25 protein-coding genes are annotated in these 21,986 nt (G+C 72.4%); 12 read left to right on the top strand and 13 right to left on the bottom strand.

What is annotated here, in order from left to right; genetic code table 11:
* Positions 1 to 14 precede the first annotated feature (14 nt).
* Positions 15 to 434 (bottom strand): helix-turn-helix domain-containing protein, encoded by a 420-nt coding sequence (locus AB0C33_RS27905; RefSeq protein WP_358293118.1) that lies wholly within the window; start codon positions 432 to 434, stop codon positions 15 to 17.
* Between the two features lie 39 nt (positions 435 to 473).
* Between AB0C33_RS27905 and AB0C33_RS27900 the strand changes: the two genes are divergently transcribed.
* From AB0C33_RS27900 to AB0C33_RS27865, 8 genes are all read left to right on the top strand, one after another.
* Positions 474 to 1,286, top strand: a complete 813-nt coding sequence (locus AB0C33_RS27900; RefSeq protein ID WP_358293115.1) for an SAM-dependent methyltransferase — start codon at positions 474 to 476, stop codon at positions 1,284 to 1,286.
* A gap of 298 nt (positions 1,287 to 1,584) precedes the next feature.
* Positions 1,585 to 2,547 (top strand): ATP-binding cassette domain-containing protein, encoded by a 963-nt coding sequence (locus AB0C33_RS27895; protein WP_358293113.1) that lies wholly within the window; start codon positions 1,585 to 1,587, stop codon positions 2,545 to 2,547.
* A complete protein-coding gene (locus AB0C33_RS27890) occupies positions 2,544 to 3,200 on the top strand; it encodes a methionine ABC transporter permease (protein WP_352329100.1) in 657 nt (218 codons plus the stop codon). The genes AB0C33_RS27895 and AB0C33_RS27890 overlap by 4 nt, the downstream gene beginning before the upstream one ends.
* A 52-nt stretch (positions 3,201 to 3,252) precedes the next feature.
* A complete protein-coding gene (locus AB0C33_RS27885; protein WP_358293110.1) occupies positions 3,253 to 4,038 on the top strand; it encodes a MetQ/NlpA family ABC transporter substrate-binding protein in 786 nt (261 codons plus the stop codon).
* Positions 4,039 to 4,167: 129 nt separating this feature from the next.
* Positions 4,168 to 5,703: an AMP-binding protein gene (locus tag AB0C33_RS27880; RefSeq protein WP_358293108.1), complete on the top strand. Its 1,536-nt coding sequence runs from the start codon at positions 4,168 to 4,170 to the stop codon at positions 5,701 to 5,703.
* Between the two features lie 454 nt (positions 5,704 to 6,157).
* A complete protein-coding gene (locus AB0C33_RS27875) occupies positions 6,158 to 6,646 on the top strand; it encodes a DUF5946 family protein (protein WP_358293105.1) in 489 nt (162 codons plus the stop codon).
* Positions 6,647 to 6,739: 93 nt separating this feature from the next.
* Positions 6,740 to 7,006, top strand: a complete 267-nt coding sequence (locus AB0C33_RS27870) for a hypothetical protein (RefSeq protein WP_358293102.1) — start codon at positions 6,740 to 6,742, stop codon at positions 7,004 to 7,006.
* A gap of 200 nt (positions 7,007 to 7,206) precedes the next feature.
* Positions 7,207 to 8,442 carry a trypsin-like peptidase domain-containing protein gene (locus AB0C33_RS27865; protein WP_358293100.1) on the top strand — a complete coding sequence of 412 codons (1,236 nt, stop codon included), beginning with the start codon at positions 7,207 to 7,209 and terminating at the stop codon, positions 8,440 to 8,442.
* A gap of 70 nt (positions 8,443 to 8,512) precedes the next feature.
* On the opposite strand, the gene AB0C33_RS27860 is transcribed toward AB0C33_RS27865, so the two are convergent.
* The 8 genes from AB0C33_RS27860 to AB0C33_RS27825 form a co-directional block, all read right to left on the bottom strand.
* A complete protein-coding gene (locus AB0C33_RS27860; protein ID WP_358293097.1) occupies positions 8,513 to 9,253 on the bottom strand; it encodes an ABC transporter permease in 741 nt (246 codons plus the stop codon).
* The gene (locus tag AB0C33_RS27855; RefSeq protein WP_358293095.1) at positions 9,246 to 10,139 is read right to left on the bottom strand and encodes an ABC transporter ATP-binding protein; all 894 of its coding nucleotides are present in this window, start codon (positions 10,137 to 10,139) and stop codon (positions 9,246 to 9,248) included. Before AB0C33_RS27855 ends, AB0C33_RS27860 begins: the two co-directional genes overlap by 8 nt.
* On the bottom strand, positions 10,136 to 10,459 hold the full coding sequence (locus AB0C33_RS27850; protein ID WP_352328377.1) for a transcriptional regulator: 324 nt from the start codon (positions 10,457 to 10,459) through the stop codon (positions 10,136 to 10,138). Before AB0C33_RS27850 ends, AB0C33_RS27855 begins: the two co-directional genes overlap by 4 nt.
* Entirely contained in the window at positions 10,456 to 11,076 is a 621-nt protein-coding gene (locus AB0C33_RS27845; protein WP_358293093.1) for a hypothetical protein, read from the bottom strand. The genes AB0C33_RS27850 and AB0C33_RS27845 overlap by 4 nt, the downstream gene beginning before the upstream one ends.
* A gap of 81 nt (positions 11,077 to 11,157) precedes the next feature.
* Positions 11,158 to 12,837: a thiol reductant ABC exporter subunit CydC gene (gene cydC / locus AB0C33_RS27840; protein ID WP_358293090.1), complete on the bottom strand. Its 1,680-nt coding sequence runs from the start codon at positions 12,835 to 12,837 to the stop codon at positions 11,158 to 11,160.
* Positions 12,834 to 14,561, bottom strand: coding sequence for a thiol reductant ABC exporter subunit CydD (gene cydD / locus AB0C33_RS27835; RefSeq protein WP_358293087.1), 1,728 nt, complete (start codon positions 14,559 to 14,561; stop codon positions 12,834 to 12,836). The genes cydC and cydD overlap by 4 nt, the downstream gene beginning before the upstream one ends.
* Before the next feature lie 7 nt (positions 14,562 to 14,568).
* Complete coding sequence (locus tag AB0C33_RS27830; RefSeq protein ID WP_358293084.1) at positions 14,569 to 15,333, bottom strand: cytochrome d ubiquinol oxidase subunit II; 765 nt, start codon at positions 15,331 to 15,333, stop codon at positions 14,569 to 14,571.
* 10 nt (positions 15,334 to 15,343) lie between these two features.
* Entirely contained in the window at positions 15,344 to 16,513 is a 1,170-nt protein-coding gene (locus tag AB0C33_RS27825) for a cytochrome ubiquinol oxidase subunit I (RefSeq protein WP_358293081.1), read from the bottom strand.
* Positions 16,514 to 16,602: 89 nt separating this feature from the next.
* Here AB0C33_RS27825 and AB0C33_RS27820 point away from each other — a divergent pair, with 89 nt between their 5' ends.
* A complete protein-coding gene (locus tag AB0C33_RS27820) occupies positions 16,603 to 16,950 on the top strand; it encodes a helix-turn-helix transcriptional regulator (protein ID WP_352328371.1) in 348 nt (115 codons plus the stop codon).
* Here the strand turns inward: AB0C33_RS27820 and AB0C33_RS27815 are convergent.
* Positions 16,942 to 17,625 carry a permease prefix domain 1-containing protein gene (locus AB0C33_RS27815; RefSeq protein ID WP_358293077.1) on the bottom strand — a complete coding sequence of 228 codons (684 nt, stop codon included), beginning with the start codon at positions 17,623 to 17,625 and terminating at the stop codon, positions 16,942 to 16,944. The two genes, AB0C33_RS27820 and AB0C33_RS27815, sit on opposite strands and share 9 nt — an antisense overlap.
* Positions 17,626 to 17,729: 104 nt before the next feature.
* Between AB0C33_RS27815 and AB0C33_RS27810 the strand changes: the two genes are divergently transcribed.
* From AB0C33_RS27810 to AB0C33_RS27800, 3 genes are read left to right on the top strand one after another with little or no spacing between them, the layout of a single operon-like run.
* A complete protein-coding gene (locus AB0C33_RS27810; protein WP_358293074.1) occupies positions 17,730 to 18,083 on the top strand; it encodes a VOC family protein in 354 nt (117 codons plus the stop codon).
* Positions 18,080 to 18,406 carry a metalloregulator ArsR/SmtB family transcription factor gene (locus AB0C33_RS27805; protein WP_358293072.1) on the top strand — a complete coding sequence of 109 codons (327 nt, stop codon included), beginning with the start codon at positions 18,080 to 18,082 and terminating at the stop codon, positions 18,404 to 18,406. The genes AB0C33_RS27810 and AB0C33_RS27805 overlap by 4 nt, the downstream gene beginning before the upstream one ends.
* Complete coding sequence (locus AB0C33_RS27800; protein ID WP_358293069.1) at positions 18,399 to 18,830, top strand: SRPBCC domain-containing protein; 432 nt, start codon at positions 18,399 to 18,401, stop codon at positions 18,828 to 18,830. Before AB0C33_RS27805 ends, AB0C33_RS27800 begins: the two co-directional genes overlap by 8 nt.
* Positions 18,831 to 18,839: 9 nt before the next feature.
* On the opposite strand, the gene AB0C33_RS27795 is transcribed toward AB0C33_RS27800, so the two are convergent.
* The 3 genes from AB0C33_RS27795 to AB0C33_RS27785 all read right to left on the bottom strand — a co-directional run bounded on the left by AB0C33_RS27795 (position 18,840) and on the right by AB0C33_RS27785 (position 21,956).
* The gene (locus AB0C33_RS27795; protein ID WP_358293066.1) at positions 18,840 to 19,274 is read right to left on the bottom strand and encodes a calmodulin-binding protein; all 435 of its coding nucleotides are present in this window, start codon (positions 19,272 to 19,274) and stop codon (positions 18,840 to 18,842) included.
* A 75-nt stretch (positions 19,275 to 19,349) separates the two neighbouring features.
* Positions 19,350 to 20,495: a hypothetical protein gene (locus AB0C33_RS27790; RefSeq protein ID WP_358293064.1), complete on the bottom strand. Its 1,146-nt coding sequence runs from the start codon at positions 20,493 to 20,495 to the stop codon at positions 19,350 to 19,352.
* A gap of 90 nt (positions 20,496 to 20,585) precedes the next feature.
* Positions 20,586 to 21,956, bottom strand: coding sequence for a pentapeptide repeat-containing protein (locus AB0C33_RS27785; RefSeq protein WP_358293061.1), 1,371 nt, complete (start codon positions 21,954 to 21,956; stop codon positions 20,586 to 20,588).
* Between the last annotated feature and the right edge of the window lie 30 nt (positions 21,957 to 21,986).

Raw genomic sequence — 21,986 nt, 5'->3', positions numbered from 1 at the left:
GCCGGTGAATGGGGTCAGCCGGTGAGCAGCAGCGACTCCAGTTCCTCCAGCAGCGTCATGACCCGGGCCGCGCGTTCGGGATCGTCGCCGACCGCCGCGCGCACCGCCTCCTCCACCGGTCCGGCCGCCCGGCGGTGGACCGCGGCCAGCGCCGGTTCCGTCAGCGTGACCAGGGTGCGCCGCCCGTCGCCGGGGTCGGGTTCGGTCCGGACGAGGCCGCGCTCGCGCATCCGGGCCACCGAGGCCGACACGTGGCTCTGGACGAAGCCCGTCCTGGCCTGGATCTCGCCGACGGTGCCGCCCGGGTGGCGCAGCACGTCCTCGAAGACGGCCTCCTCGCCGGGGGTGAGGGGCGGGCCCTTGGTCTCGCCGGCCGCCGTCTTCGACAGGTCCACCAGCCGCCGTCCGAGCCTGCGCAGTCGTGCCACGTTCATGGTGGCCGATTGTATCGCTGGAGATGTATCGTCAGCGATATGAATGAGGTGGCGAGGACGGCGGTGGGCGCGGCCTGGTTACGGGCGCGCGAGAGCGAACGGCCCGACCGGCTGTTCGAGGACCCGTACGCGGGCGCCTTCGTGGCGGCGGCGGACGCCGGGTCGCCGGACGCGGGGCGGGGGAGCGGAGCGGGTGATCTCTTCAGCGCCCACCTGGTGTTCCGGACCAGGTTCTTCGACGACCACCTGAGCGGTTCCGGCTGCGACCAGGTCGTCCTGCTGGCCGCCGGGCTCGACGCCCGCGCCTTCCGGCTGGACTGGCCGCCGGGCGTGCGGCTGTTCGAGCTCGACCTGCCCGAGCTGCTGGCGTTCAAGGACGGCGTGCTGCGCGGGCTGGCCGCGACGGCGCGGTGCGAACGCGTCCCGGTGCCGGTGGACCTGCGCGAGGACTGGCCGGGCAGCCTGCGCGCGGCCGGGTTCGACCCCGCGCGGCCGACGGCCTGGCTGATCGAGGGCCTGCTGATCTACCTGAGCCCGGCCGAGGCCGGGCGGCTTCTCGACGGCGTGTGCGCGCTGTCGGCCGCGGGCAGCAGGCTCGCCTTCGAGTACGACCCGGCCGCGAACGCCGTGCTCGCCGATCGGGCGCGTACGATGCCCGAGCTGCGGCGGATCGCCACCCTCTGGAAGGGCGGCCCGGGCGCGGACGCCGTCGCCCGGCTGACGGCCCGCGGCTGGCGGACGCGGACGGTCGAAGCCGCCGCCCTCGCCACCCGGTACGGCCGCCCCGCCCCGCGCGGCGGTTTCCTCACCGCGGTGCTGAGTGACGCAGATCACCACAATTCCCCGGAATAGGAGTATGTAACGGCGGCGTTAGCACCGGCGTGAACGAGGCATACGCGAACGACCACCGCGCCCACCGGGACGCCATGTGTTGTCGCATGCGTATGGGGCGAATGCCGGCCCGTTAGAGACCAGATCCCCGCCCGTTCTCCTCGAAGGTCACCATGATCCACACTTTTTGCTTCGTGCTGCGCAGGCTGAGCCACCTGCCGTTCCCTCCGGGCAGCCACTAGATCCCACCGCTCCGACGGTGATGTTCGTGTAAGGAAGCGGCCCGCCACCCGGCCGCTCTCACTCGTGGGGAAATTTCGTGATCCAGGCTTCCGGCCTGCGCAAGCAGTACGGCCAGACCGTCGCGCTCGACGGCGTCGACCTGCATGTGCGCGAGGGCGAGATCTACGGCGTGCTCGGCCAGAGCGGCGCCGGCAAGAGCACGCTGCTGCGCTGCGTCAACCTGCTCGAACGCCCCACCGCGGGCACGGTCACCGTCGCCGGGCAGGACCTGACCGCCCTGCCCGGCCGCGAGCTCAACCGCGCCAGGCAGCGCATCGGCATGATCCACCAGCACTTCGCGCTGCTGTCCTCGCGCACGGTGGCCGGCAACGTCGCCTTCCCGCTGGAGGTCATGGGCGTGCCCAGGGCCGAACGGCAGCGGCGTGTGGCCGAGCTGCTCGACCTCGTCGGCCTCCAGGGACGCGGCGGCGACCGCCCCCACCAGCTCTCCGGCGGCCAGAAGCAGCGCGTCGGCATCGCCAGGGCGCTGGCGGGCAACCCGTCGGTGCTGCTGTCGGACGAGGCCACCTCCGCGCTGGACCCGGCCACCACCCAGTCGATCCTCGCCCTGCTCAAGCGGCTCAACGCCGAGCTGGGCCTGACGATCCTGCTCATCACCCACGAGATGAACGTCGTCAAGAGCGTCTGCGACTCGGTCGCGATCATGGCCGGGGGCCGCGTCGAGGAGTCGGGGGCGATCGCCGACCTCATCAGGACCCCCGGATCCCGCCTGACCAGGGAGATCTTCCCGCTGCCCGAGCCGGCTCCGGCCGGTTCCGTCACGCTCACCTTCACCGGTGACCCGGGCCGTCCGCTGGTCTCGGAGATGGCGCGCAAGTTCGACGTGGACGTCAACATCCTCGGCGGCTCGATCGAGGAGCTGGCCGGCGGTTCGGTCGGCCGCCTGCGTGTGGCGCTGACCGGCGCCGAGTCCTCCTCGGCGCTGTCGTTCCTGCGGGAGTCGGGGTTGCTCGTCGAAGTCGCGGGGGAGGCCGCATGACCTGGGAAGAGATCGCGCCGCTGCTGTGGCCGGCCACGTGGGAGACCGCCCAGATGGTGGGCTGGGCCACGCTGTTCACCGTGCTGTTCGGGCTGCCGCTCGGCGTGGCGCTGGTGGCCTTCGACCGGGACGGGCTGCGCCCGCTGCCGGCGTTGAAGTCCGTGCTGGGGATCGTCGTCAACATCGGGCGGTCGCTGCCGTTCATCGTGCTGATGATCGCGATCATCCCGTTCACCCGGCTCGTCATCGGGACCACGATCGGCACGGCGGCCGTGGTGGTGCCGCTGACCGTGGGGGCCGTGCCGTTCTTCGCCCGGCTGGTCGAGACGGCGCTGCGCGAGGTCGGCACCGACGTCGTCCAGGCCGCGCAGGCCATGGGGGCGAGCCGGACCGCCATCGTGCGCAAGGTCCTGCTGCCCGAGGCGCTGCCGGGCCTGGTGTCGGGGCTGACCGTCACGATCGTCGCGCTCATCGGGTACTCGGCCATGGCGGGCACCGTCGGCGGCGGCGGGCTCGGCGATCTGGCCGTGCGCTACGGCTACCAGCGGTTCGAGACGCTCGTGATGATCGTGACCGTCGTCCTGCTCATCGTCATCGTGCAAATTCTGCAGAGTCTGGGCGACTGGGTCGCTCGGCGCATTTCACATAAGTAAGGGAAAAATCATGAAGATTCGCTCGATATTGGGTGCTGCTGCGCTGTCCTTGTTGCTCGCTGCATGCGGTACGTCGCAGTCCGCGACCACCACCCCCGCCGCCGAGTCGGCCGACACGGTGCTGAAGGTGGGCGCGAGCCCCGTCCCGCACGGCGAGATCCTGAAGTTCGTCAAGGACAACCTGGCCCCGGCCGCCGGGCTGAAGCTGGAGATCGTCGAGTTCACCGACTACGTCCAGCCGAACGTGCAGCTCGACGAGGGCCAGCTGAACGCCAACTTCTTCCAGCACAAGCCCTACCTGGACGACTTCAACGCCTCCAAGGGCACCAAGCTGAGCTTCGTCACCCCGGTGCACCTGGAGCCGCTCGGCCTGTACTCCAAGAAGATCACCTCGCTGTCGGCGCTGGCGGACGGGGCCACCGTGGCCGTCCCCAACGACGCCACGAACCTCGGCCGCTCGCTCAAGCTGCTCGCCGACAACGGCCTGGTCAAGCTCAAGGACGGCGCGGGCACCGCGGCCACCGAGCGCGACGTCACGGACAACCCCAAGAAGCTGCAGTTCAAGCCCCTTGAGGCGGCCCAGCTCCCGCGCTCGCTCGAGGACGTGGACGCCGCCGTGATCAACGGCAACTACGCCATCGAGGCCGGGCTCAAGCCCGCCAGCCAGGCGCTGGTGCTGGAGAAGACCGAGGGCAACCCGTACGTCAACGGGCTCGTCGTCCAGGCCGGCCACGAGAAGGACGCCAACATCGTCACCCTCGGCAAGCTGCTCCAGGACCCGAAGGTCAAGGACTTCATCAAGCAGAAGTACGAGGGCTCGGTGATCCCCGCCGAGTGATCCGCGCCGAGTGGTCCGCGCCGAGTGATCCCGGCGTCGGCCGACGCCGAAGCCGCGGCTTCCCCATCGGGGAGCCGCGGCTTCGGCGCGCCCTAGCGCCGCCGCCGACGGACCGAATACTGTTCTAATATGTACCCGGGAGCCATCGCAGCCGTCACCCCCGACAAGCCCGCTGTGATCATGGCGGGCTCCGGGCAGGTCCTCACCTACCGCGAGCTCGAAGAGGAGTCCAACCGCCTGGCTCACGCCTTCCGCGCGGCCGGGCTCAAGCCCGGCGACCACGTCGCCTTCATGCTCGCCAACCACCCGCTCTTCCTGGCCGTCGCCTGGGCCGCGCACCGCGCGGGCCTGTACTACACGCCGATCAGCTCCCGCCTGCAGACCGACGAACTCGCCTACATCGTGGACAACTGCGGCGCCCGGGTCTTCATCTCCAGCGCGAACCTGGCGGAGGTGGCCACCTCGATCACCGACGCCACGCCGCGGGTGGAGCTGCGGCTCATGCTCGACGGCCTCGCCGAGGGCTTCGCCTCCTACGAGGAGACGGTGGCCGGCTGCCCGGTCACCCCGATCGCCGACGAGTGCCAGGGCGCCGACATGCTCTACTCCTCCGGCACGACCGGGCGTCCGAAGGGCGTCAAGGTGGCCGCCTCGCTGGCCCCGCTGACCGAGTCGAACACGCTGGTCCGACTCATCCAGGCGCTGTTCGCGCCGTCGGCCGACAGCGTCTACCTCTCGCCCGCGCCGCTGTACCACGCCGCGCCGCTGCGCTACTGCCTGTCCTTCCAGCGGCTCGGCGCCACGGTGGTGGTGATGGAACGCTTCGACCCCGAGGAGTACCTGCGGCTGGTCGAGCGGTACGGGGTGACGCACTCGCAGCTCGTCCCGACGATGTTCATCAAGATGCTGAAGCTGCCGGAGGAGACCCGGAAGAAGTACGACCTGTCGTCGCTGGTCTGCGCCATCCACGCGGCCGCGCCGTGTCCCGTGCCGGTCAAGGAGCAGATGATCTCCTGGTGGGGGCCGGTGATCCACGAGTACTACGCGGGCACCGAGGGCAACGGCTTCCTCTACGTCGGCTCCCAGGACTGGCTGGAGCACAGGGGCACGGTCGGCCGCTCGCTGCTCGGCGTCGTGCACATCTGCGACGAGGAGGGCGAGGACCTGCCGCCGGGCGAGCACGGCACGGTCTACTTCGAGAACGGCGCCCGCTTCGAGTACCACGGCGACCCCGACAAGACCCGCTCGGCGCAGGACCCGAAGGGCCGGGGCTGGACCACCCTCGGCGACATCGGCTACCTGGACGCCGACGGTTTCCTGTACCTCACGGACCGCCGCTCGTACATGATCATCTCGGGTGGGGTGAACATCTACCCGCAGGAGGCCGAGAACGTGCTGGCCGTGCATCCCAAGGTGGCCGACGTGGCCGTGTTCGGCGTACCGGACGAGGAGATGGGGGAGCAGGTCAAGGCCGTGGTCCAGGCGATGACTGCGGCGGAGGCGGGGCCGGCGCTGGAGGCGGAGCTGATCGCGTACTGCCGGGAGCGCCTGGCCCACTACAAGTGCCCGAAGTCGGTCGACTTCCGCGACGAGCTTCCGCGCCACCCGACCGGCAAACTCTACAAACGCCTCCTGAGGGACGAATACTGGCCCGCCCGCACCTGACCACAGGGCCGCGATCACGCGACCGGCGTCCAGGATGTCCCGTGGTGGACGGGCCGAGGCTGCGAGAGGAAGCCCGGTCCGTCGCCGCCTCTGGCGCGTGCGCAGGTCGATGGGGGAGGCTCGGTAATGCCCCCGGCCCTGCCACGGGCCGGGGGCGAACAGTCCGGGACCGACACCCGGGGGCCCGTTCCCGCGAGGCGGCGACCCCTCATCCCCCGGCCGCCCCTGGCGGCCGGGCCGGCGTGACGGCCCCGCACCGACCTGGACGGGAGACGAGCATGACCAACATCGGAGTCCCTGAGATCCTCGCTCTTCTGGTGATCCTCGCCCTCGGGGCGTTGATCTTAGGAGGCATCGTGTTCGTGGCGGTGAGGCTCGCCAACCGCGGCCGGCGGTAGCCCCGGCGCCGGACGCCTCGTCGACAACGCCGCTCTGGCCGCCTAGGGTGCGGGCCATGACGGAGCGTCTCACCATGGCTCGGTGCGAGTGCGGCGCGGCCGCCGGACCGCTGGGCGCCTGCGTGGACTACTACCACGCCGTCCTGTCCGAGGAGCAGGCCGATCCCGGCATGTACAGGTGGCACGCGGTGGTGGTCTGCGCGTACTTCCTGCAGCATCCGTCCGGGGCGCACCCGAAGTACCTCGACGGCCAGTTCCGCCAATTGCAGCTCTGCCTGGACCGGGGTCTGGACGCGCTGCTTCGCGTGGGAGCCCGCGAGGTGGCCAGGAACAGGCACGGGGCGCGGCCGGCCCACGACCTGGAACCGTTGTCGGCGTACGAGCCGCTCCCGCCGGGCGGGCCGCCCCGGCACTTCCGCGCCACGTTCAGCGACCTCCCGGTCCGCGACGGCAGCTTCGTGTCCGACGGCCATCCGGCCTACGGCCGGCGCATCGAGACGATCGCCGCAGCCACGGTGGAGTCCTGGCGCTCCCTCCAGACCTGACCCCGCCCCAGACGGACGCCGTGGCTCCTCGTTGCCGGATCGTGGACCCGGCAGCTATCGGATCTTGATCTCGGGATGGCAGCCTCTCGACCCGTGACCTCTTCAGCAGGCGAGCCCGCCGACGACCAAGTCCCCGTCCAGGTCCCCGTCCTCGTGGCGTCCACCGGAGGGGACGGTGACCCCGCCACGGCGGTGCGCGTGGTCGGCACCGTGGCCATCTGGCTGGGCTTGGCGCTGTCGGTGCTCACCATCGTCACGCCGTGGCAGGACGAGCCCACCGCGTGGCTGCTCGTCTACCTGGTGATCGCCCTGGGCGGCTTCGCCCTGCGCATCGAAGCGGCCGTCCGCGCCCGCCGGTGAACCCGCCGCCCCGGCTGCGCCGCACCCCGTACGAGCGTGGTTTGTAGATTCTTTTCTGCTTTTGTGGCCCGAAGTCCGGCCGGTGAGCAGCGCGGATAAGGTGTGAGTGAGTCGTCTCACAGAGTTCCGATCAGCGCCTTAACCAGGTCTTACGCCCCTCTTGGCACCCTTGAGTCATAGGGACTTGAGGGAGATGACAGATGAACGCGAACGAGCCTCGCGAGCAGGGCACCGGTGGGTGGAGCCAGTTCGGCGCCACCCCGCCGGCCGCCGGGGGCTTCCCCCGGCGGGACACGATCGTCATGGAGCAGCCGCCTCCTCCTCCGCCGTCCACCCCCGTCAAGGCGCGGCTCAACGCCGGGCAGAAGGCCGTCGCCGGGCTCGCGCTGGCCGCGATGGCCATCGGCGGCGGTGTCGTGGGGGCCGCCGTCGCGACCGCGTTCCAGCCCGAGCCGCAGCAGGTGGTCAGCGCGCCGAGCCCGGTGCTCAGGGCCGCCTCCAGCCAGCTCTCCACCGCTGAGGTGGCCGAGCGGGTGCAGCCGTCGGTGGTCATGATCCAGGGGCAGACGGGCGAGGGGTCGGGGGTCGTGCTCTCCGAGGACGGCCTCATCCTCACCAACAACCACGTGGTCGTCGGCGCCTCGCAGGGCGGGGGTCAGATGACGGTCAAGTTCAGCGACGGGAAGACGGCCAAGGCCAGGGTCGTGGGCACCGACCCGGCCACCGACCTCGCGGTCATCAAGGCCGAGGACGTCTCGGGCCTGACCAAGGCCACGCTGGGCGACAGCGACCAGCTCAAGGTCGGCGACGACGTGCTGGCCATCGGCAGCCCCCTCGGCCTGGACGGGTCGGTCAGCAGGGGCATCGTCAGCGCCCTGAACCGTACGCTCAAGCTGGGCGGCGAGCAGCGTCAGCAGCTTCCCCCCGGGTTCGGCGGCGAGCAGCAGCAGGCCCCGGTGGAGGGCACCACCATCGGCGACGTCATCCAGACCGACGCCGCCATCAACCCCGGCAACTCCGGCGGCGCGCTGGTGAACGCGGCGGGCGCGCTCGTCGGCATCAACACCGCCATCGCCTCCGACGCGGCCGGCGGCGGCGTCGGCTTCGCGATCCCGGTCAACACCGCCAAGCAGGTCGCCGAGCAGCTCATCAAGAGCGGCAAGGTCAGCCATGCCTTCCTCGGCGTGAGCGTCACCGACGCCACCGGCGACGTGCCCGGCGCGCTGATCCGGCAGGTGACCGCGGAAAGCCCGGCGGCCAAGGCCGGGCTGCAGGAGGGCGACCTCATCACCAAGATTGGGGACACACCTGTTGACTCAGGCGATACCGTTGTTGGACAGGTCAGAGGTTTCAAACCGGGCCAACAGGTCAAGATCACATATATGAGGGACGGTCGGTCCGCGGAGGCCACCGTCACCCTCCAAGAGAAGAAGTAAACACCAGGACCCCCTCCCGGAGACGGGTGTGCCGTTGAGATCGCTGCGGACTCGGCGGCACACCCCCCCATCAGGCGAAACGCCGGCCCTCGTCACGGCGGTACGCCCACGTCGCGGCGGCCGCCGCGATCACCGTCCAGACGCCCAGCATGATCAGCGCGATGCTGTCAGGGCGGGCCCCCGAAATGGCCGCCCAGATCAGCTCGGCCGCGCCCCTGGACGGAACGTACGGCGAGACGGCCTCCACGATGTCCGGCAGGATCTGCGGCGGCAGGATCAGCCCGCCCACGATCGCCACGGGGAAGAAGACGATCTGCGCCACCGCGAGCGCCGCCTTCGACGGCAGCGTCAGGCCGAGGAACAGGCCGATCAGCATGAACGGCACCCCTCCGCCGACCAGCGCGGCCAGCCCCAGGGCCAGCCGGACCGGCGTGATGACCGCCTCGGTCAGCAGGGCCGCGACCACCAGCACCGGCACCACCGACAGCAGCATGAGGACCACCGTCGAGACCATCCGCCCGGCCAGGCGCGGGAACGGCCCGGCGGGCAGCGTGCGCGTGTAGGGGTCCCAGGGCTGCTCGCGATCCTGTGATACCGACGCGCTGAGCCCGATCACCGCCGAGGACATGGCGCCGAAGAACATCAGCGCCCCCGTCGCCGACGTCGCCGCCGCCGGGTCGCCGCCCGCGAACGGCACCACGAACGCCAGCATCGAGATGGCCGGGAACATGGAGCTGGCCAGGATCCCGATGGGCACCCTGAACTGCTCGACGAGCTGCAGCCGGGTGTGGGCCACGATCAGGCTAGACATGCGCGCTCTCCTTGGGGGGCGAGGTCGAGGTGATGGTGAGGAAGGCCTCCTCCAGCGTGGTCGGCCTGACCTCCAGCCCCGAGAACGGGATGCCGCTGCGCACCAGCTCGACCACCAGCCGGTCGGGATCGGTGGTCAGCAGGCTGACGCGGCCGTCCTGGCGTTCGGTGCTGAGCACGCCGGGCAGCTCGGGCAGGTCCTCGGCGTCGAGCGAGACGCGCCGCACCCCCACCATGTCGCGCACGGCCCGCACGGTGTCGTCGGCCAGGACGCGTCCCTGCCCGACGACGACCACGCGCTGGGCCAGCGCCTCGATCTCCTCCAGGTAGTGGCTGGTCAGGACGACCGTGCCGCCTTCGGCGTGGAAGGCCTGGATGCCGTCCCACAGGGTGCGCCTGGCCTCGACGTCGAGGCCGGTCGTCGGCTCGTCCAGGAACACCAGGCGCGGGCGGCCGGCGAAGGCCAGCGCCACGGCCAGGCGCCGCTTCTGGCCGCCGGACAGCCCGCCCACCTGCCGCTTGACCAGGTCGCTCAGGCCGAAGCGGTCGAGCAGTTCGTCCCTGCCGAGCGCGTCGGGGAAGTGGGCGCGCACGAAGTCGGCGATCTCGCCGACCCGCAGCGACTCGGGCAGGCCGGTCTCCTGCGGGGTCACGCCGATGCCCCGGCGGATGACGGGATCCTGGGGCGAGCCGCCGAACAGCTCGACCGTGCCGGAGGTCGGGCGGCGCAGCCCGACGAACAGGTTGATCAGGGTGGACTTGCCCGCGCCGTTCGGGCCGAGCAGGCCGACCAGCTCTCCTGCCCGGATGTCGAGCGAGACGCGGTCGAGCGCGAGCACGTCCCCGTAGCGGCGGGTGACCTCCACCGTTCTGGCGAGGGCCGTCATGGGGTTCCTCCAGCGTTGTCGAGCAAGGCGCGGATCGCCTTGGTGTAGTCCTCGAAGGCCAGCCGTCCGCGCTGGGTGAGCGCGACGTAGGTGACGGGGGTGCGGCCCTTGTGGGTCTTGGTGATGCGGACGTAACCGGCGTCCTCCAGCTTGGTCAGGTGCACCGAGAGGTTGCCGGCCGTCATCCCGAGCAGGTCCTTCAGCGAGGGGAAGGCGATCTCGTCGCGCCCGCCGAGGGTGTTGAGCGTGGCGACCACCCGCAGCCTGGCCTGCGCGTGGATCACCGGGTCGAGCTCGGGGACGGCCCCGTCGGGGCTCACATCCGCCGCCGCAGCACGACGCCGGCCGCGATGTAGCCGCCGCCGGTCAGCACGGCCGTCAGCAGCGCGTGCCAGCCGGCGCCGAGCATGACGCCCACGCCGTTGACCACCGCCGCCCACACGCCGACGAAGAACATCGGCCAGTACGTCCAGATCGCGCCGCCGGCCATGTAGAGCAGCGCGACGAGCATCATGAATCCGCCGCCCCACAGCAGGCCGCTCTCGGTGGCCGGGAGCTGGGGGCTGACGCGGATGGCGAGCACCGTCATGGAGACCAGGCCGGCCGCCCAGGCGTAGCCGTACATCATGCCCTTGGCCGAGGTCTCGCCGCGGACCTGCGCCCCCATCTTCACCATGCCGAAGATCGCGATCGCCCCGGCCAGCGACATGCCCGCGAACAGCACCATGAGCGCCTGCGGGCGGGAGATCGGCGCGTAGGGGACGCCGTCGAGGCCGTAGTGCAGGAACAGCGCCGTGAAGCCGAGCAGCCAGGCCACGCCCCAGGGCACGTAGAGCAGCACCGGGTCGCCGTGCAGGCGCCGGACCGTGGCGGTGCGCTGCTGCTCGATCAGCCGCAGCGTCTCCTCGGGAGTACGCGCCCGATCGTCGTCCACCATGCCAACTCCTCTTTACCGCAAACAGGTTTGCATCATAAACCTGATGGCGGCGCAAACTCAAAGCGAGGGCAAGAGGAACGGCTACCGCCGGGTCAGCGCCTCGGACTCCCACAGGTCGCGGTAGTACCCGGGCGCCGCCACCAGCTCGTCGTGCCGTCCGCGCTGGACGACGCGGCCCTCGTCGAGCACCACGACCTCGTCCACCGACTCCAGGCCCTTGAGCCGATGGGTCACCAGCACGGTGGTGCGGTCGCGGATGACGTCCAGCAGGTCGGCCATCAGACGGTCGGCGGTCTCCTCGTCGAGCGCCTCGGCGGGCTCGTCCAGCAGCAGCACGGGCGGGTCGTACAGCAGCGCCCTGGCCAGGGCCAGGCGCTGGAGCTGGCCGCCGGAGACGGTCCTGCCGTCCTCGCCGAGCTCGGCGTCCCAGCCGGTGCGCTCGACCCACGGGCCGAGCCTGGCCTCCCGCACGGCCGCCGTCAGCCGCTCGTCGCCGGCGTCCGGCCCGGCCAGGCGCAGGTTGTCGCGCAGGGTGGTGCGGAAGATGTACGGGTCCTGGGTGAGGCCGGTCATCAGGGTGCGGACGTCGTCGCCGGACAGGTCGCGCAGGTCGGTCCCGTTGACGCGCACTCTTCCCGACTCGGGCTCGACCAGGCGCATCAGCGCGGCCAGCAGCGTGCTCTTGCCCGCCCCGCTCGGGCCCACGATCGCCACCCGGCGGCCCGGGGTCAGGCGCAGGGAGACACCGTCGAGTGCGGGCCGCGCGGCGCCGGGGTGGCGGACGACGAGGTCGTCGACCTCGACCGTCAGCGGAGCCGACGGCACGGGCGCGGGCGCGGCCGGCTCGGCGACGGCCGGCGCGGCAGCGCGGACCTCGCGCAGCCGCCGGATCGCTGCGGTGATCCCGGCCATCCGCTCGCCCGCCGCCGCCAGCGGCAGCACCGGCTCGAACGACACCAGCGCGGTCAGCGCGAGCACCGCCGTCGCGACGGAGCCGGCGCCCGCCCCCTGGGCGAGCAGCACGATGGCCGCCACCGTCAGGCCCTGGGCCAGCGTCCCGACCGCCAGGGCGGCGGCGTGCACGCGCGACTGGCGGCGCTCCAGCGCGGCCAGCGCCTCGTCGGCGGCCAGCGCGCCGGACAGCGCCCGCTCGCCCGCGCCGTAGGCGGCCAGGTCGGCCGAGCCGTGCACGAGGTCGGCCACGCGGGCCGCCAGCGCGGCCCTGGCCGGCGCGATCCGGGCCGACCAGCGGCGCGCGGCGGCGGCGGTCGCGGCCGGCAGCAGCACGCCCGCCACCACGAGCCCGGCCACCAGCACCAGCGCGGTCAGCGGCAGCACGAACAGCCCGATGGCGACCGCGGCCAGCCCGGTCAGCAGCGCCGCGGCGGCCGGGAGCAGCGCGCGGACCAGCAGGTCCTGGACGGCCTCGGTGTCGTCCACCATGCGGCTGAGCAGGTCGGCGCCGCCGTGGCGGGGACGCTGGGGCGGGACGAGCGCCTGGTAGAGCCGCTCGCGGGTGCCGGCCTGGGCGCGCAGGGCCACGTCGTGGCCGGTGAGCCGTTCGGCGTAGCGGAAGACGCCCTTGCCGGTCGCGAACGCCCTGGTCGCCACGATGGCCACGCTCAGCGCGGCCAGGGACGGCTGCTGCGCGGCCCTGGTGATCAGCCAGGCTGCGGCCGCGATCAGCCCCAGCCCGGCCAGGTCGGCGGCCGCCCCGGCCAGCACGGCCCAGGCCAGGCGGGTGCCCATGCGCCGGTTCATCGCGCGCTCCCCTCGGGAAGGGAGACCGCGCTCTGCGGCTCCCGTTGACCGTCGCCGTCCGGGTGGGCCGGCGGCCGGTCGCGGGTGGTGTCGGCGACGACGCGGCCCTCGTGCACCCGCACGATCCGGTCGGCGAGGTCGATCATCGCGGGCCGGTGGGCGACGATGACGGCTGTGCGCCCCCGCGCCAGCTGCGCGGTGGCGGCCACGACGGCGGCCTCGCTGCGGCCGTCGAGGCGGGCGGTGGGCTCGTCGAGCAGCAGCGCCGTGGCGTCCGGGCGGCAGAAGCCGCGGGCCAGCGCCACGCGCTGCCGCTGGCCGGCCGACAGGTTCGCGCCGCGCTCGCCGACCACGGTGTCGAAACCCTGGGGCAGGCCGTCCACGAAGTCGGCGTGCGCGGCGGCGGCCGCCCGCCGGACCTCCTCCAGGGTGGTGCCGGGCGCGCCCAGCCGGATGTTGTCGGCCACGGAGGTGGTGAACAGGTGGGGCCGCTGCGGCACGTACGCCAGGGCTGCCCGCCAGCTGTCCAGGTCCAGCTCGCGCAGGTCGGCGCCGTCGACCAGGACGCGTCCCTCGGACGGGCGCAGGAAGCCCAGGACCAGGTGGAGGAGGGTGCTCTTGCCGCCGCCGCTCTCGCCGACCAGCGCCACGCGCTCGCCGGGCGCGATGGTGAGCGTCACGTTCTCCAGGGCGGGCTCGTCCCTGCCGGGGTAGCGGACGGTCACGTTCTCCAGGCGGATCTCCGGCGCTCCCTGCCCGTCGTACGGCCGGGCCGGGCCGGACGGGTCGCCGGCGGCCTCGTCCAGGACGGCGAAGGCCGCGTCGGCGGCGGCCACCCCCTCCATGGAGGCGTGGAAGCGGGTCCCCATGGCCCGCAGCGGCAGGTACGCCTCCGGCGCCAGCAGCAGCACCAGCAGCGCCGTCGTCAGGTCCAGCGACCCGCCGAGCAGCCGCAGCCCGATCGGCACCGCCACCAGCGCCAGTGACAGCGACGCGCACAGCTCCAGCACCAGCGACGACAGGAACGCCACCCGCAAGGTGCGCATGGTCGCGCCGCGGTGGGCGTCGGCGACCTGCCGGATGACCGTGGCCTGGTAGCGGGCCCGTCCGAAGGCGCGCAGCGTGGGCAGCCCGCGCACCACGTCGAGGAAGTGCCCGCCGAGCCGCGACAGGGCGTGGAACTGCCGCTCGGTGACGGCCTTGGTGGTCATGCCGACCAGCGCGCCGAAGACGGGGATCAGCGGCAGCGTCACCAGCACGATCACCGCGCTGCCCAGGTCGGCGGCGAACAGCCGGACCAGCACGGCCACCGGGACCACGGCCGCCACCGCGATCGAGGGCAGGTAGCCGGTCAGGTAGGCGTCGAGGCCGTCCAGGCCGCGGCCGGTCAGCGTGACGAGCTCGCCCGACCGGTGACCGGTCAGCCTGGACGGCCCCAGCTCGCCCAGGCGGGCCAGCAGCCGGTGGCGCAGCGCGGACTTCACGCCCGTCGCGGTGCGCCCGGCGAAGACGCCCTGCGTCCAGGCCAGCAGCGCCCGGACGCCCACGACGGCGGCGAGCGCCCCCAGCGCGGCGGTGGTGAACCGGCCCGACAGCACGCCGGCCAGCAGCTCGGCCTGCGCGAGCACGAGCAGCCCGGCGAGCACGGCCGCGACCATGGTGACGGTCAGGTGGCGGCGCACCGAGCGCTCGGCCCGCATGAGCCGCAGAAGATCCTTATGCACGTGGCCTTCAGAAGAACGAGGGGAGCGGGACGGCGCCCTTACCTGGCCGGAAAGTCCGCCATACCCATACTTGCGCGCCCAGCATGATCGGCGCGAACGGCAACACCATGACACTGAGCACATTCAACGTAGCCGCCGGCGCGCTGTGCTCCAGCAAGTACGGCATGGCCCCCGCCAGCAGGCCGATCGCGGGCAGCGCGGCCACCAGCCCGGACAGCAGCAGTGCCCGCCCCGACCGCACGGCCCCGAACGCGCCCGGCTCCCGCCAGGCCAGGAACGTCCACCCGTGGAAGGCGAACAGCAGCGTCACCAGCACGCCCAGCAGCACCCCGACCGGATTCACCGGCGAGGAGGCGAACCCGGTCGCGGCGGCGTGCAGCGCCATGCCCCACCCGAACGACAACCCCAGCGACCCGAACGCGATCATCGCGTCCCAGAAGCCGCGCCACCTCGCGCCGTCCAGCCGCCGCCGGAACCACAGCCCGGCGTCGCGCACGATCCAGCTCAGCAGCATGGCCACCACCAGCGGGTAGAGCCCGAACAGCACCTCGCCCTCCAGGCGCGGGTACACCCCGAACAGCGTCCCGGCCACCGCCACCAGCCACACCTCGTTGGCCAGCACGAACGGCGCCATCGCGGCCACCATGCGGTCGCGGTTGCCGCGCGTCCTGCCCAGCACCGGCAGCAGCAGGCCGACGCCGAGGTCGAAGCCCTCCAGGGCGAAGTACCCGGCCAGCAGCACCGCGAAGAACAGGAACCAGATCACTTCCATGTCAGCACTCCTAGTAGCTCAGCGCCGGGGCGGGCTCGGCGCCGGCCGGGACCGCCCCGAGGTCGAGGTCGCGCGGGCCGCGCCGGACGACCCGGGCGATGAGGACGTAGTCGACGACCGCCAGCAGCCCCAGCACGCCGGCGAACCCGATCAGCGAGGCCGTGACCATGCCCGAGGTCAGGCCGGGCGTCAGGGCGTCGGCCACGGTGAGCTTGTGCCAGACCATCCACGGCTGGCGGCCGATCTCCCTGGCCATCCAGCCCAGGATGGCCAGCGCGAACGGCACCGGGGTCATCACGATCAGCACGAGGTGCGTCCACCGCCAGCGCGGCAGCCAGTAGATGAGCGGTAGGAGCACGAACAGCAGCACGAACGCCAGCAGCTGGCCAATTTCGATCATGAGCCCGAGCGGCACCCCGGCGCCCGCGTCGCCGTCGAACTTGCCCTCCTGGACGCCGCCGAACTGCGCGTACCCGAAGCCCAGGGCCAGGAAGGCGCCGACCGCCGCCACGCCGACCCCCGTGCGCAGCGACTTGGTGAAGAACAGCGTCTCGCGGGTGCGCCGCCGCAGCTGGTACGCGCTGGCCCCGGCCAGCACCAGGCCGCCGGTCAGCAGCCCAGCGCCGATGACGTGGGGGAAGGAGAAGACCAGCGTCTTGTTGGTGAGCAGGGCGCCGAAGTCGACCAGCTCCAGCCGGCCGTTCCTGACCACCGAACCGGCCGGGTTCTGCAGGAAGGAGTTGGCGACCATGATGAAGAACGCGCTGGCGTACGCGGTCAGCGTCACCAGCCAGATGCAGGCCAGGTGCAGCCACTTGGGCAGCCGCCCCCACCCGAAGATCCACAGACCCAGGAACGTGGACTCCAGGAAGAAGGCCACCAGCGTCTCCATGGCCAGCGGCGCGCCGAACACGTCTCCGGCGTAGTGGGACAGCCCGCTCCACGACAGCCCGAACTGGAACTCCATCACCAGGCCGGTGACGATGCCCAGGGCGTAGTTGATGACGTAGATCTGCCCCCAGAACCGCGTCATGCCGCCGTGCAGCGCGCTGCCGGAGACCACGTGGCGGGTGTGCATGAGCGCCACGACCGGCGCCAGCCCGAGCGTGAGCACGACGAACAGGAAGTGCAGGCTTCCCGTCACGGCGAACTGCGTGCGGGCGAGTTCGAGTACGTCCATTCGATCGACTCCGTTGTTGTGTCTACCTACATATAGGCAGCCTACATGTAGACTGGCTACATGGCGAACGGTTGTCTAGGATCAGGAGCATGAATCCAGACGCGCTGCGCGGGCACATGGACGCGTTGCTGCTCTCGGTGCTGGAGCGGGAGCCGCTGCACGGCTACGCGATCATCGAGGCGCTCCAGGAGCGCAGCGGGGGCGCGCTGAGCGTGCCCACCGGCACCGTCTATCCGGCGCTGCGGCGGCTGGAGCGGGTCGGCTACCTGGCCAGCGAGTGGGCCACGGTGGGCGGGCGCAAGCGGCGCACGTACCGGCTGACCGACCCGGGCAGGAAGCAGCTCGAAGGGGAGCGGTCGGCCTGGCGGGAGTTCACCAGCGTGATCGGCGGCGTGCTCCAGGCCGACACCCGGGCCGACGCGCGGGCCTCAGGCTGACGGGGCGGCGGCGGTCCGGCGGGTGCGGCTGACTCGCAGGCAGCGCGTGGCGCCGTAGATCTGCAGGCCCCAGAACGCGGTCGTGACCAGGTTGGCCAGGAACGCGGGCAGGTAGCCGGTCATCGTGCCCGGCCCGGGCGGGCTGTAGGACAGCACGAGGCTCATGGCGCCACCGAGCGGCAGCATGCCCCACACGACGATGCCCAGCGACCTGGTCACCAGGTGCGGACGGCGGATCCAGCGCGCGCCCCGGCCCAGCGCCAGCAGGGCGAGGCCGCCGTACAGGCCGGTGGCGAGCTGGCAGATGTCGAGCAGCTTCGAGATCAGGTGGTACCAGGCCGGACGGCCCACCCACAGCGCCGGGTCGGCGGGGTAGGTCCGCCACACCATCGACCACATGAGCGCGGTCAGCGGGACGCTGATGAACAGCAGCAGACCCAGCCGCCGCCCGGCCACGGCCGTCAGCTCGCTCTGGTAGCCGGGGGCGATCTCGGTGACCGGGCCGAACTCCGCGACCGCCAGCCGCTCGGCCTCGGCGCGGTCGAGGCCGTCGGCCTCCAGGGCGTCGGCGGTGTCGGACAGGCTGTCGCGGGCCTCGACGACCAGGTCGCGCTTCGCGCCGGACGGGCCGGAGAGCGCGCGATCGAGGTCGGCCACGTAGTCGTCGATCCGCATGATCCCAGTTTACGGAGTGAGCCGCCGATGGCCTATCAGGGAAGTCCCCGATATTTCGCGCCGCGACTTGATATGTCGGAAAAATCCTACGTATAGTGTCCGACATGCTGATTTCCGGGATCCTCACTGTCACCGTGCCCGTCGCCGACCAGGCGCGGGCGCTCGACTTCTACACCGGCGTGCTCGACTTCGAGGTGCGCACCGACAACCCGTTCCCCATGGGCCGCTGGCTCACCGTCGCCCCCAAGGGTGCGGCGACCACGCTCCTGCTGGCCTCCTGGTTCCCCGAGATGGCCCCCGTCGGCGGGCTCGTGGTGGCCGCGCCCGACCTCGACGCGCTGGCCGCCCGGCTCGCCGCGCACGACGTCGCCTTCGAGGGGCCGAGCGAGCAGGCGTGGGGACGCCAGCTCCTCTTCCAGGACCCCTTCGGCAACGGGTTCGTGGTCAGCCAGGCATGACCGCCGACCACGTCTTCACCGCGCTGGCCAGCCCGGCCCGGCGCGAACTGCTGCGCCTGCTGCTCCAGGAGGGCCCCCAGCCCGCCGGACGGCTGGCCGAGCGCTTCGACATGAGCCGGCCCAGCGTCTCGGAGCATCTCAAGGTGCTCAAGGACGCCGGGCTCGTGGCCGAGGCCCGCAAGGGGCGCGAACGGCACTACCAGCTGGAGGCCGAGCCGCTCATGGAGATCCGCGACTGGCTCACCCCGTACGAGAGGTTCTGGCGCGAGAAGCTGACCGGCCTGTCCGCACTGCTCGACGAGATGGAGGAAGAGGATGGCTGAGGACCGGACCGCGATCAGGCTGGACGAGTTCCTCAAGCACCCGCCGGCCAAGGTGTGGCGGGCGCTGACCGATCCCGAGCTGATGGCCCGCTGGCTGATGCCCAACGACTTCCGGCTGGAGGTGGGCCACCGGTTCACGTTCACCACCCAGCCCAGGAAGGCGGTGGGGTTCGACGGGACGGTCCACTGCCAGGTGCTGGAGTTCGAGGCGGAGAAGCTGCTGCGGATCAGCTGGAGCGACCGCAAGCAGGCCGACTGGACGGTCACCTGGCGGCTGGTGCCGGAGGGCCGGGGCACCCGGCTGTTCCTCGACCACGAGGGCTTCGACCCCGACGACCCCACCCAGCAGCTCTCCCGCCGGATCATGGGCGGCGGCTGGCCCCGGCACTTCGCCGTCATCGGCGACCTGGCCGCCACCCTCTGAGCCGGGCTCCTACATGGCCGGGAGCTCGCGGGTCAGGCGCGAGCTCCACGGGCACCAGTGGCCGCCCGGCAGGAACGCGCCGCCCGCCTCGTCGAGGTGGTCCTCCACGTACGTCATGCTCGCGTCGCAGACCTCGATGGCCACGTCGAAGAAATTGATCGTCTCGGGCTGCAGGTGGTAGCTCCATCGGGCGTTGTAGGCGACGGGCCGCTTGACGATGCGGCCGTGCACGTGCGGCCGCTCGTCGGTGGCGCCGGCCAGCAGGTCGCGGGCGTGCCGGATGGAGTCGGGGTCGGTGAGCTGCATGACGAACCGGGACCGGCCGTCGGTGTCGGTGAACTCGAAGTACGCCTCTCCGGCCGCCTGGGCCGGGACGGCTCCCGCCGCGGCGAGCAGGACGACGGACGCCAGCACAGCGCTGATCTTGGTGACGATGCGGGGCACGGGGGACACCTCCGAAACTGTCGGCCGCACTCTGCGACTCGTCACCCAAAGTAATCGAGCAAATGCGCAAAGTCACTAGGACGGAAGCCGGAGAAGGGCCATGACCTGCGCGGCCACCTCCTGCGGAGGCCGGCCGTCGGTGTCCAGGCGCACGTCGCCCGCCCCCGCCCGGTCGAGGGCGGCGGCCTCCCGCGCCGCCCGCCCGGCCACGGCCCGCAGGGCGTCCGGGCCGAGCCCCCGCAGCTCGTCGCCGGGCAGCGCCGGGCCGCCTCCCCGGCCCCGCAGCAGCACGCGTTCCAGCAGCGTGGCGGGGGAGGCGTGCAGCCGGAACACGGTCGGCGTCAGGCCGGGAAGCAGGCGGGTGCAGGCGCGGACGGTCTCGTCGGAGTCCGCCCCGCCGGAGACGACCAGGCATCCGGCCCCGGCCGCCCGGTACCCGTCCCACAGCGCGGCCAGGCCGTGCGCCCTGAGCCGGCGGACCTCCTCCTCGGTGGACGGGCGCAGCGCGGCGATCTGCCGCAGATCGACGTAGGCGGCCCGGACGCCCGACCGGTGGACGCGGCTGAAGACCTCGTAGCCGACCGTCGACTTCCCGGCCGCCGTCGCCCCCGAGAACCACACCAGGGGAACCGGCACGCCCGCACCGGCACCCCCGCCCGGATCGGCCGGGGCGGGCGCCGGCCCGGTGGCGGTGGCGGGGACGGGCGGCGGCCATCCGCCCAGCCGGTCGAGCACCAGCCGGGCCGTCTCGGCCACCGTCCGGCCGCCGGTGTCCACGCACAGGTCGGCGTACCGGCTGCGGTCCTGCTCGACGGCCTCGGCCACGGCCGCCTCCACCAGGTCCGGACGCCAGCCCCGCCCCAGGAACCGCTCCCGCAGCTCCGCGTGCGGCACCCGCAACCGGCACACGGTGAACGCCGCGCCGGGCAGCAGCGCGGTGTACTCGCCGACCTCCTCGGGGGTGTCCACGAACCCGGCCAGCACCAGGCAGCGCATCCCCGCGCGCCGGAACCCGGGCCACAGGGCCGCCAGGTTGCGCGCCCGCAGGCGATGCGTGCCGCCCTCCGGCGCCGGATGGCACAGGGCGATCTGGTCGGCGTCGAGGAACGCCGCCTTGACGCCGCCGCGGCCCAGATGGTCGAAGATCTCCCACCCGGCCGAGGACTTCCCGGCGCCCGTGGGGCCCGTCAACCAGAGCAGCGGCAGCGGATCGGTACTCACCGGCGCGACCCTAGCGAGCCCGGTCCGCCGCCGCCACCGCATTTCGGCCCGCCTGCCGGTGGATGACCGGTGGTGGACGGCTCGGCCCGGCTACTGGTGGAGGACCGGGTTGTGGTGGACCGCCTGGCGGGCCGCGTGCGAGGTGGAGCTCCACAACACCGCCGCCGCGGTCAGCGCCGCGAGCAGCGTGCACCAGGCCACCGCGCGTCCGAGCCGCATGCCGTACCCCCACAGCAGCCACGACAGCGACAGCCACCAGTGCTCACCGGCCTGGCGGCGCATCTCCATGGCGGCGAAGGCGAAGTCGGCCGAGGTGTCGCGGTCCTCGATCCGGCCGCGCAGCTCGGCGTAGAGGGCGGCCAGCAGGTCGGGGGTGGTGGGCGAGCCGCCGGAGGCGTCCCAGCCGCGCAGGGCGTGCTCGTCGGCCAGCGCGCTGCGCCGCGAGATCCAGCGCAGCATCGGACGGCGCAGGCTGACCCGCACGCCGCGCGGCGTGAGCGCGAACGTGCAGTTCCTGACCCGCACCCCGGCCGGGTGCGTGAGCCCGGCGAAGCCGCACCCCGACAGGTCGAGGCCGGTCAGCGTGAGGCTGGCGGCGTCCACCTGGCGCAGCGAGCTCAGCATCGACAGGCCCTTGCCGGTCACCGAGGCGGGCCCGTGCAGCACGGCGCCCTCCAGGTCGGCGCTGGAGTCGGTCAGCCGCACGGTGGCGGCGCCGAAGACCTCGGCCCGCCGCAGGTCCACCCCGCAGCGCGCGACCGTCACGTCGAGCAGGCCGTCGGCGCGGGCGCGCGCGGCCGAGAGCCTGCCGGAGGCCGACAGGTAGGCGTCCCCGGCGAAGTGGGCGTAGTCGAACCCCGCCTGCCCGCGCACCTTGCGGAAGGAGAGCGTCCGGCCGAACCTGGCCCCGCGGAACGTGGCGCCGGTGCCCAGGCGGGCGTCGTCGAAGGTGGCGTAGCCGTCGAACCGGGCGCCCTCGCAGGAGAGCCCGTGCTCGAAGACGGCCTGGCCGAACAGCGCGTCGCGGGACATCACGGCCCGGTCGAGCGAGACGTGCCCCCGGACGCGTACGCCGTGGAAGGACAGCTCGCGCGTGAACCTGGCCGCCGCCAGCGACACGTTGCCCTCGAATCGGGCTCCGAAGAAGGAGGCGAGCCGCTCGAACCTGGCTCCGTCGAGCGACACGTCCCCGGCGAACGTCACGCCCGACAGCCTGACGTCGCCGGTGAACCTGGCCCGGTCGAGCCGGGCGCGGCCCGGTCTGCAACTCGTCGCCTCCAGGACCCGCGACAGCAGGTCGCCGTTGACGGTGGTGCCGCGGAGGTCGAGCAGCCTGCCGGGGGACAACCGGGCGAGGACGGCGGGCAGGTCCTCGGCCGGCAGATGCGCCAGGCACAGGCCGGACGGCTGTTGGGCGATTCCGGGGCAGGCAGCAGAAAACGCGCAGGTGACCCAGTCCATGCACTGGTCATACCCGCGTGCCGCCGATGT

This window comes from Nonomuraea sp. NPDC048881, from assembly GCF_040649795.1.
Classification (GTDB): Bacteria; Actinomycetota; Actinomycetes; order Streptosporangiales; family Streptosporangiaceae; genus Nonomuraea.
Note: the sequence above shows the minus strand (reverse complement) of the source record. Positions and strands in the feature narration are given on the sequence as shown.

What these genes read in the sequence shown, in the direction of transcription:
- AB0C33_RS27905 (WP_358293118.1), bottom strand. Translation starts at nt 434, where the DNA reads ATGAACGTGGCACGACTGCGCAGGCTCGGACGGCGGCTGGTGGACCTG.
- AB0C33_RS27900 (WP_358293115.1), top strand. Translation starts at nt 474, where the DNA reads ATGAATGAGGTGGCGAGGACGGCGGTGGGCGCGGCCTGGTTACGGGCG.
- AB0C33_RS27890 (WP_352329100.1), top strand. Translation starts at nt 2,544, where the DNA reads ATGACCTGGGAAGAGATCGCGCCGCTGCTGTGGCCGGCCACGTGGGAG.
- AB0C33_RS27880 (WP_358293108.1), top strand. Translation starts at nt 4,168, where the DNA reads ATGTACCCGGGAGCCATCGCAGCCGTCACCCCCGACAAGCCCGCTGTG.
- AB0C33_RS27875 (WP_358293105.1), top strand. Translation starts at nt 6,158, where the DNA reads ATGACGGAGCGTCTCACCATGGCTCGGTGCGAGTGCGGCGCGGCCGCC.
- AB0C33_RS27865 (WP_358293100.1), top strand. Translation starts at nt 7,207, where the DNA reads ATGAACGCGAACGAGCCTCGCGAGCAGGGCACCGGTGGGTGGAGCCAG.
- AB0C33_RS27860 (WP_358293097.1), bottom strand. Translation starts at nt 9,253, where the DNA reads ATGTCTAGCCTGATCGTGGCCCACACCCGGCTGCAGCTCGTCGAGCAG.
- AB0C33_RS27855 (WP_358293095.1), bottom strand. Translation starts at nt 10,139, where the DNA reads ATGACGGCCCTCGCCAGAACGGTGGAGGTCACCCGCCGCTACGGGGAC.
- AB0C33_RS27845 (WP_358293093.1), bottom strand. Translation starts at nt 11,076, where the DNA reads ATGGTGGACGACGATCGGGCGCGTACTCCCGAGGAGACGCTGCGGCTG.
- cydC (WP_358293090.1), bottom strand. Translation starts at nt 12,837, where the DNA reads ATGAACCGGCGCATGGGCACCCGCCTGGCCTGGGCCGTGCTGGCCGGG.
- AB0C33_RS27830 (WP_358293084.1), bottom strand. Translation starts at nt 15,333, where the DNA reads ATGGAAGTGATCTGGTTCCTGTTCTTCGCGGTGCTGCTGGCCGGGTAC.
- AB0C33_RS27825 (WP_358293081.1), bottom strand. Translation starts at nt 16,513, where the DNA reads ATGGACGTACTCGAACTCGCCCGCACGCAGTTCGCCGTGACGGGAAGC.
- AB0C33_RS27820 (WP_352328371.1), top strand. Translation starts at nt 16,603, where the DNA reads ATGAATCCAGACGCGCTGCGCGGGCACATGGACGCGTTGCTGCTCTCG.
- AB0C33_RS27815 (WP_358293077.1), bottom strand. Translation starts at nt 17,625, where the DNA reads ATGCGGATCGACGACTACGTGGCCGACCTCGATCGCGCGCTCTCCGGC.
- AB0C33_RS27810 (WP_358293074.1), top strand. Translation starts at nt 17,730, where the DNA reads ATGCTGATTTCCGGGATCCTCACTGTCACCGTGCCCGTCGCCGACCAG.
- AB0C33_RS27805 (WP_358293072.1), top strand. Translation starts at nt 18,080, where the DNA reads ATGACCGCCGACCACGTCTTCACCGCGCTGGCCAGCCCGGCCCGGCGC.
- AB0C33_RS27800 (WP_358293069.1), top strand. Translation starts at nt 18,399, where the DNA reads ATGGCTGAGGACCGGACCGCGATCAGGCTGGACGAGTTCCTCAAGCAC.
- AB0C33_RS27785 (WP_358293061.1), bottom strand. Translation starts at nt 21,956, where the DNA reads ATGGACTGGGTCACCTGCGCGTTTTCTGCTGCCTGCCCCGGAATCGCC.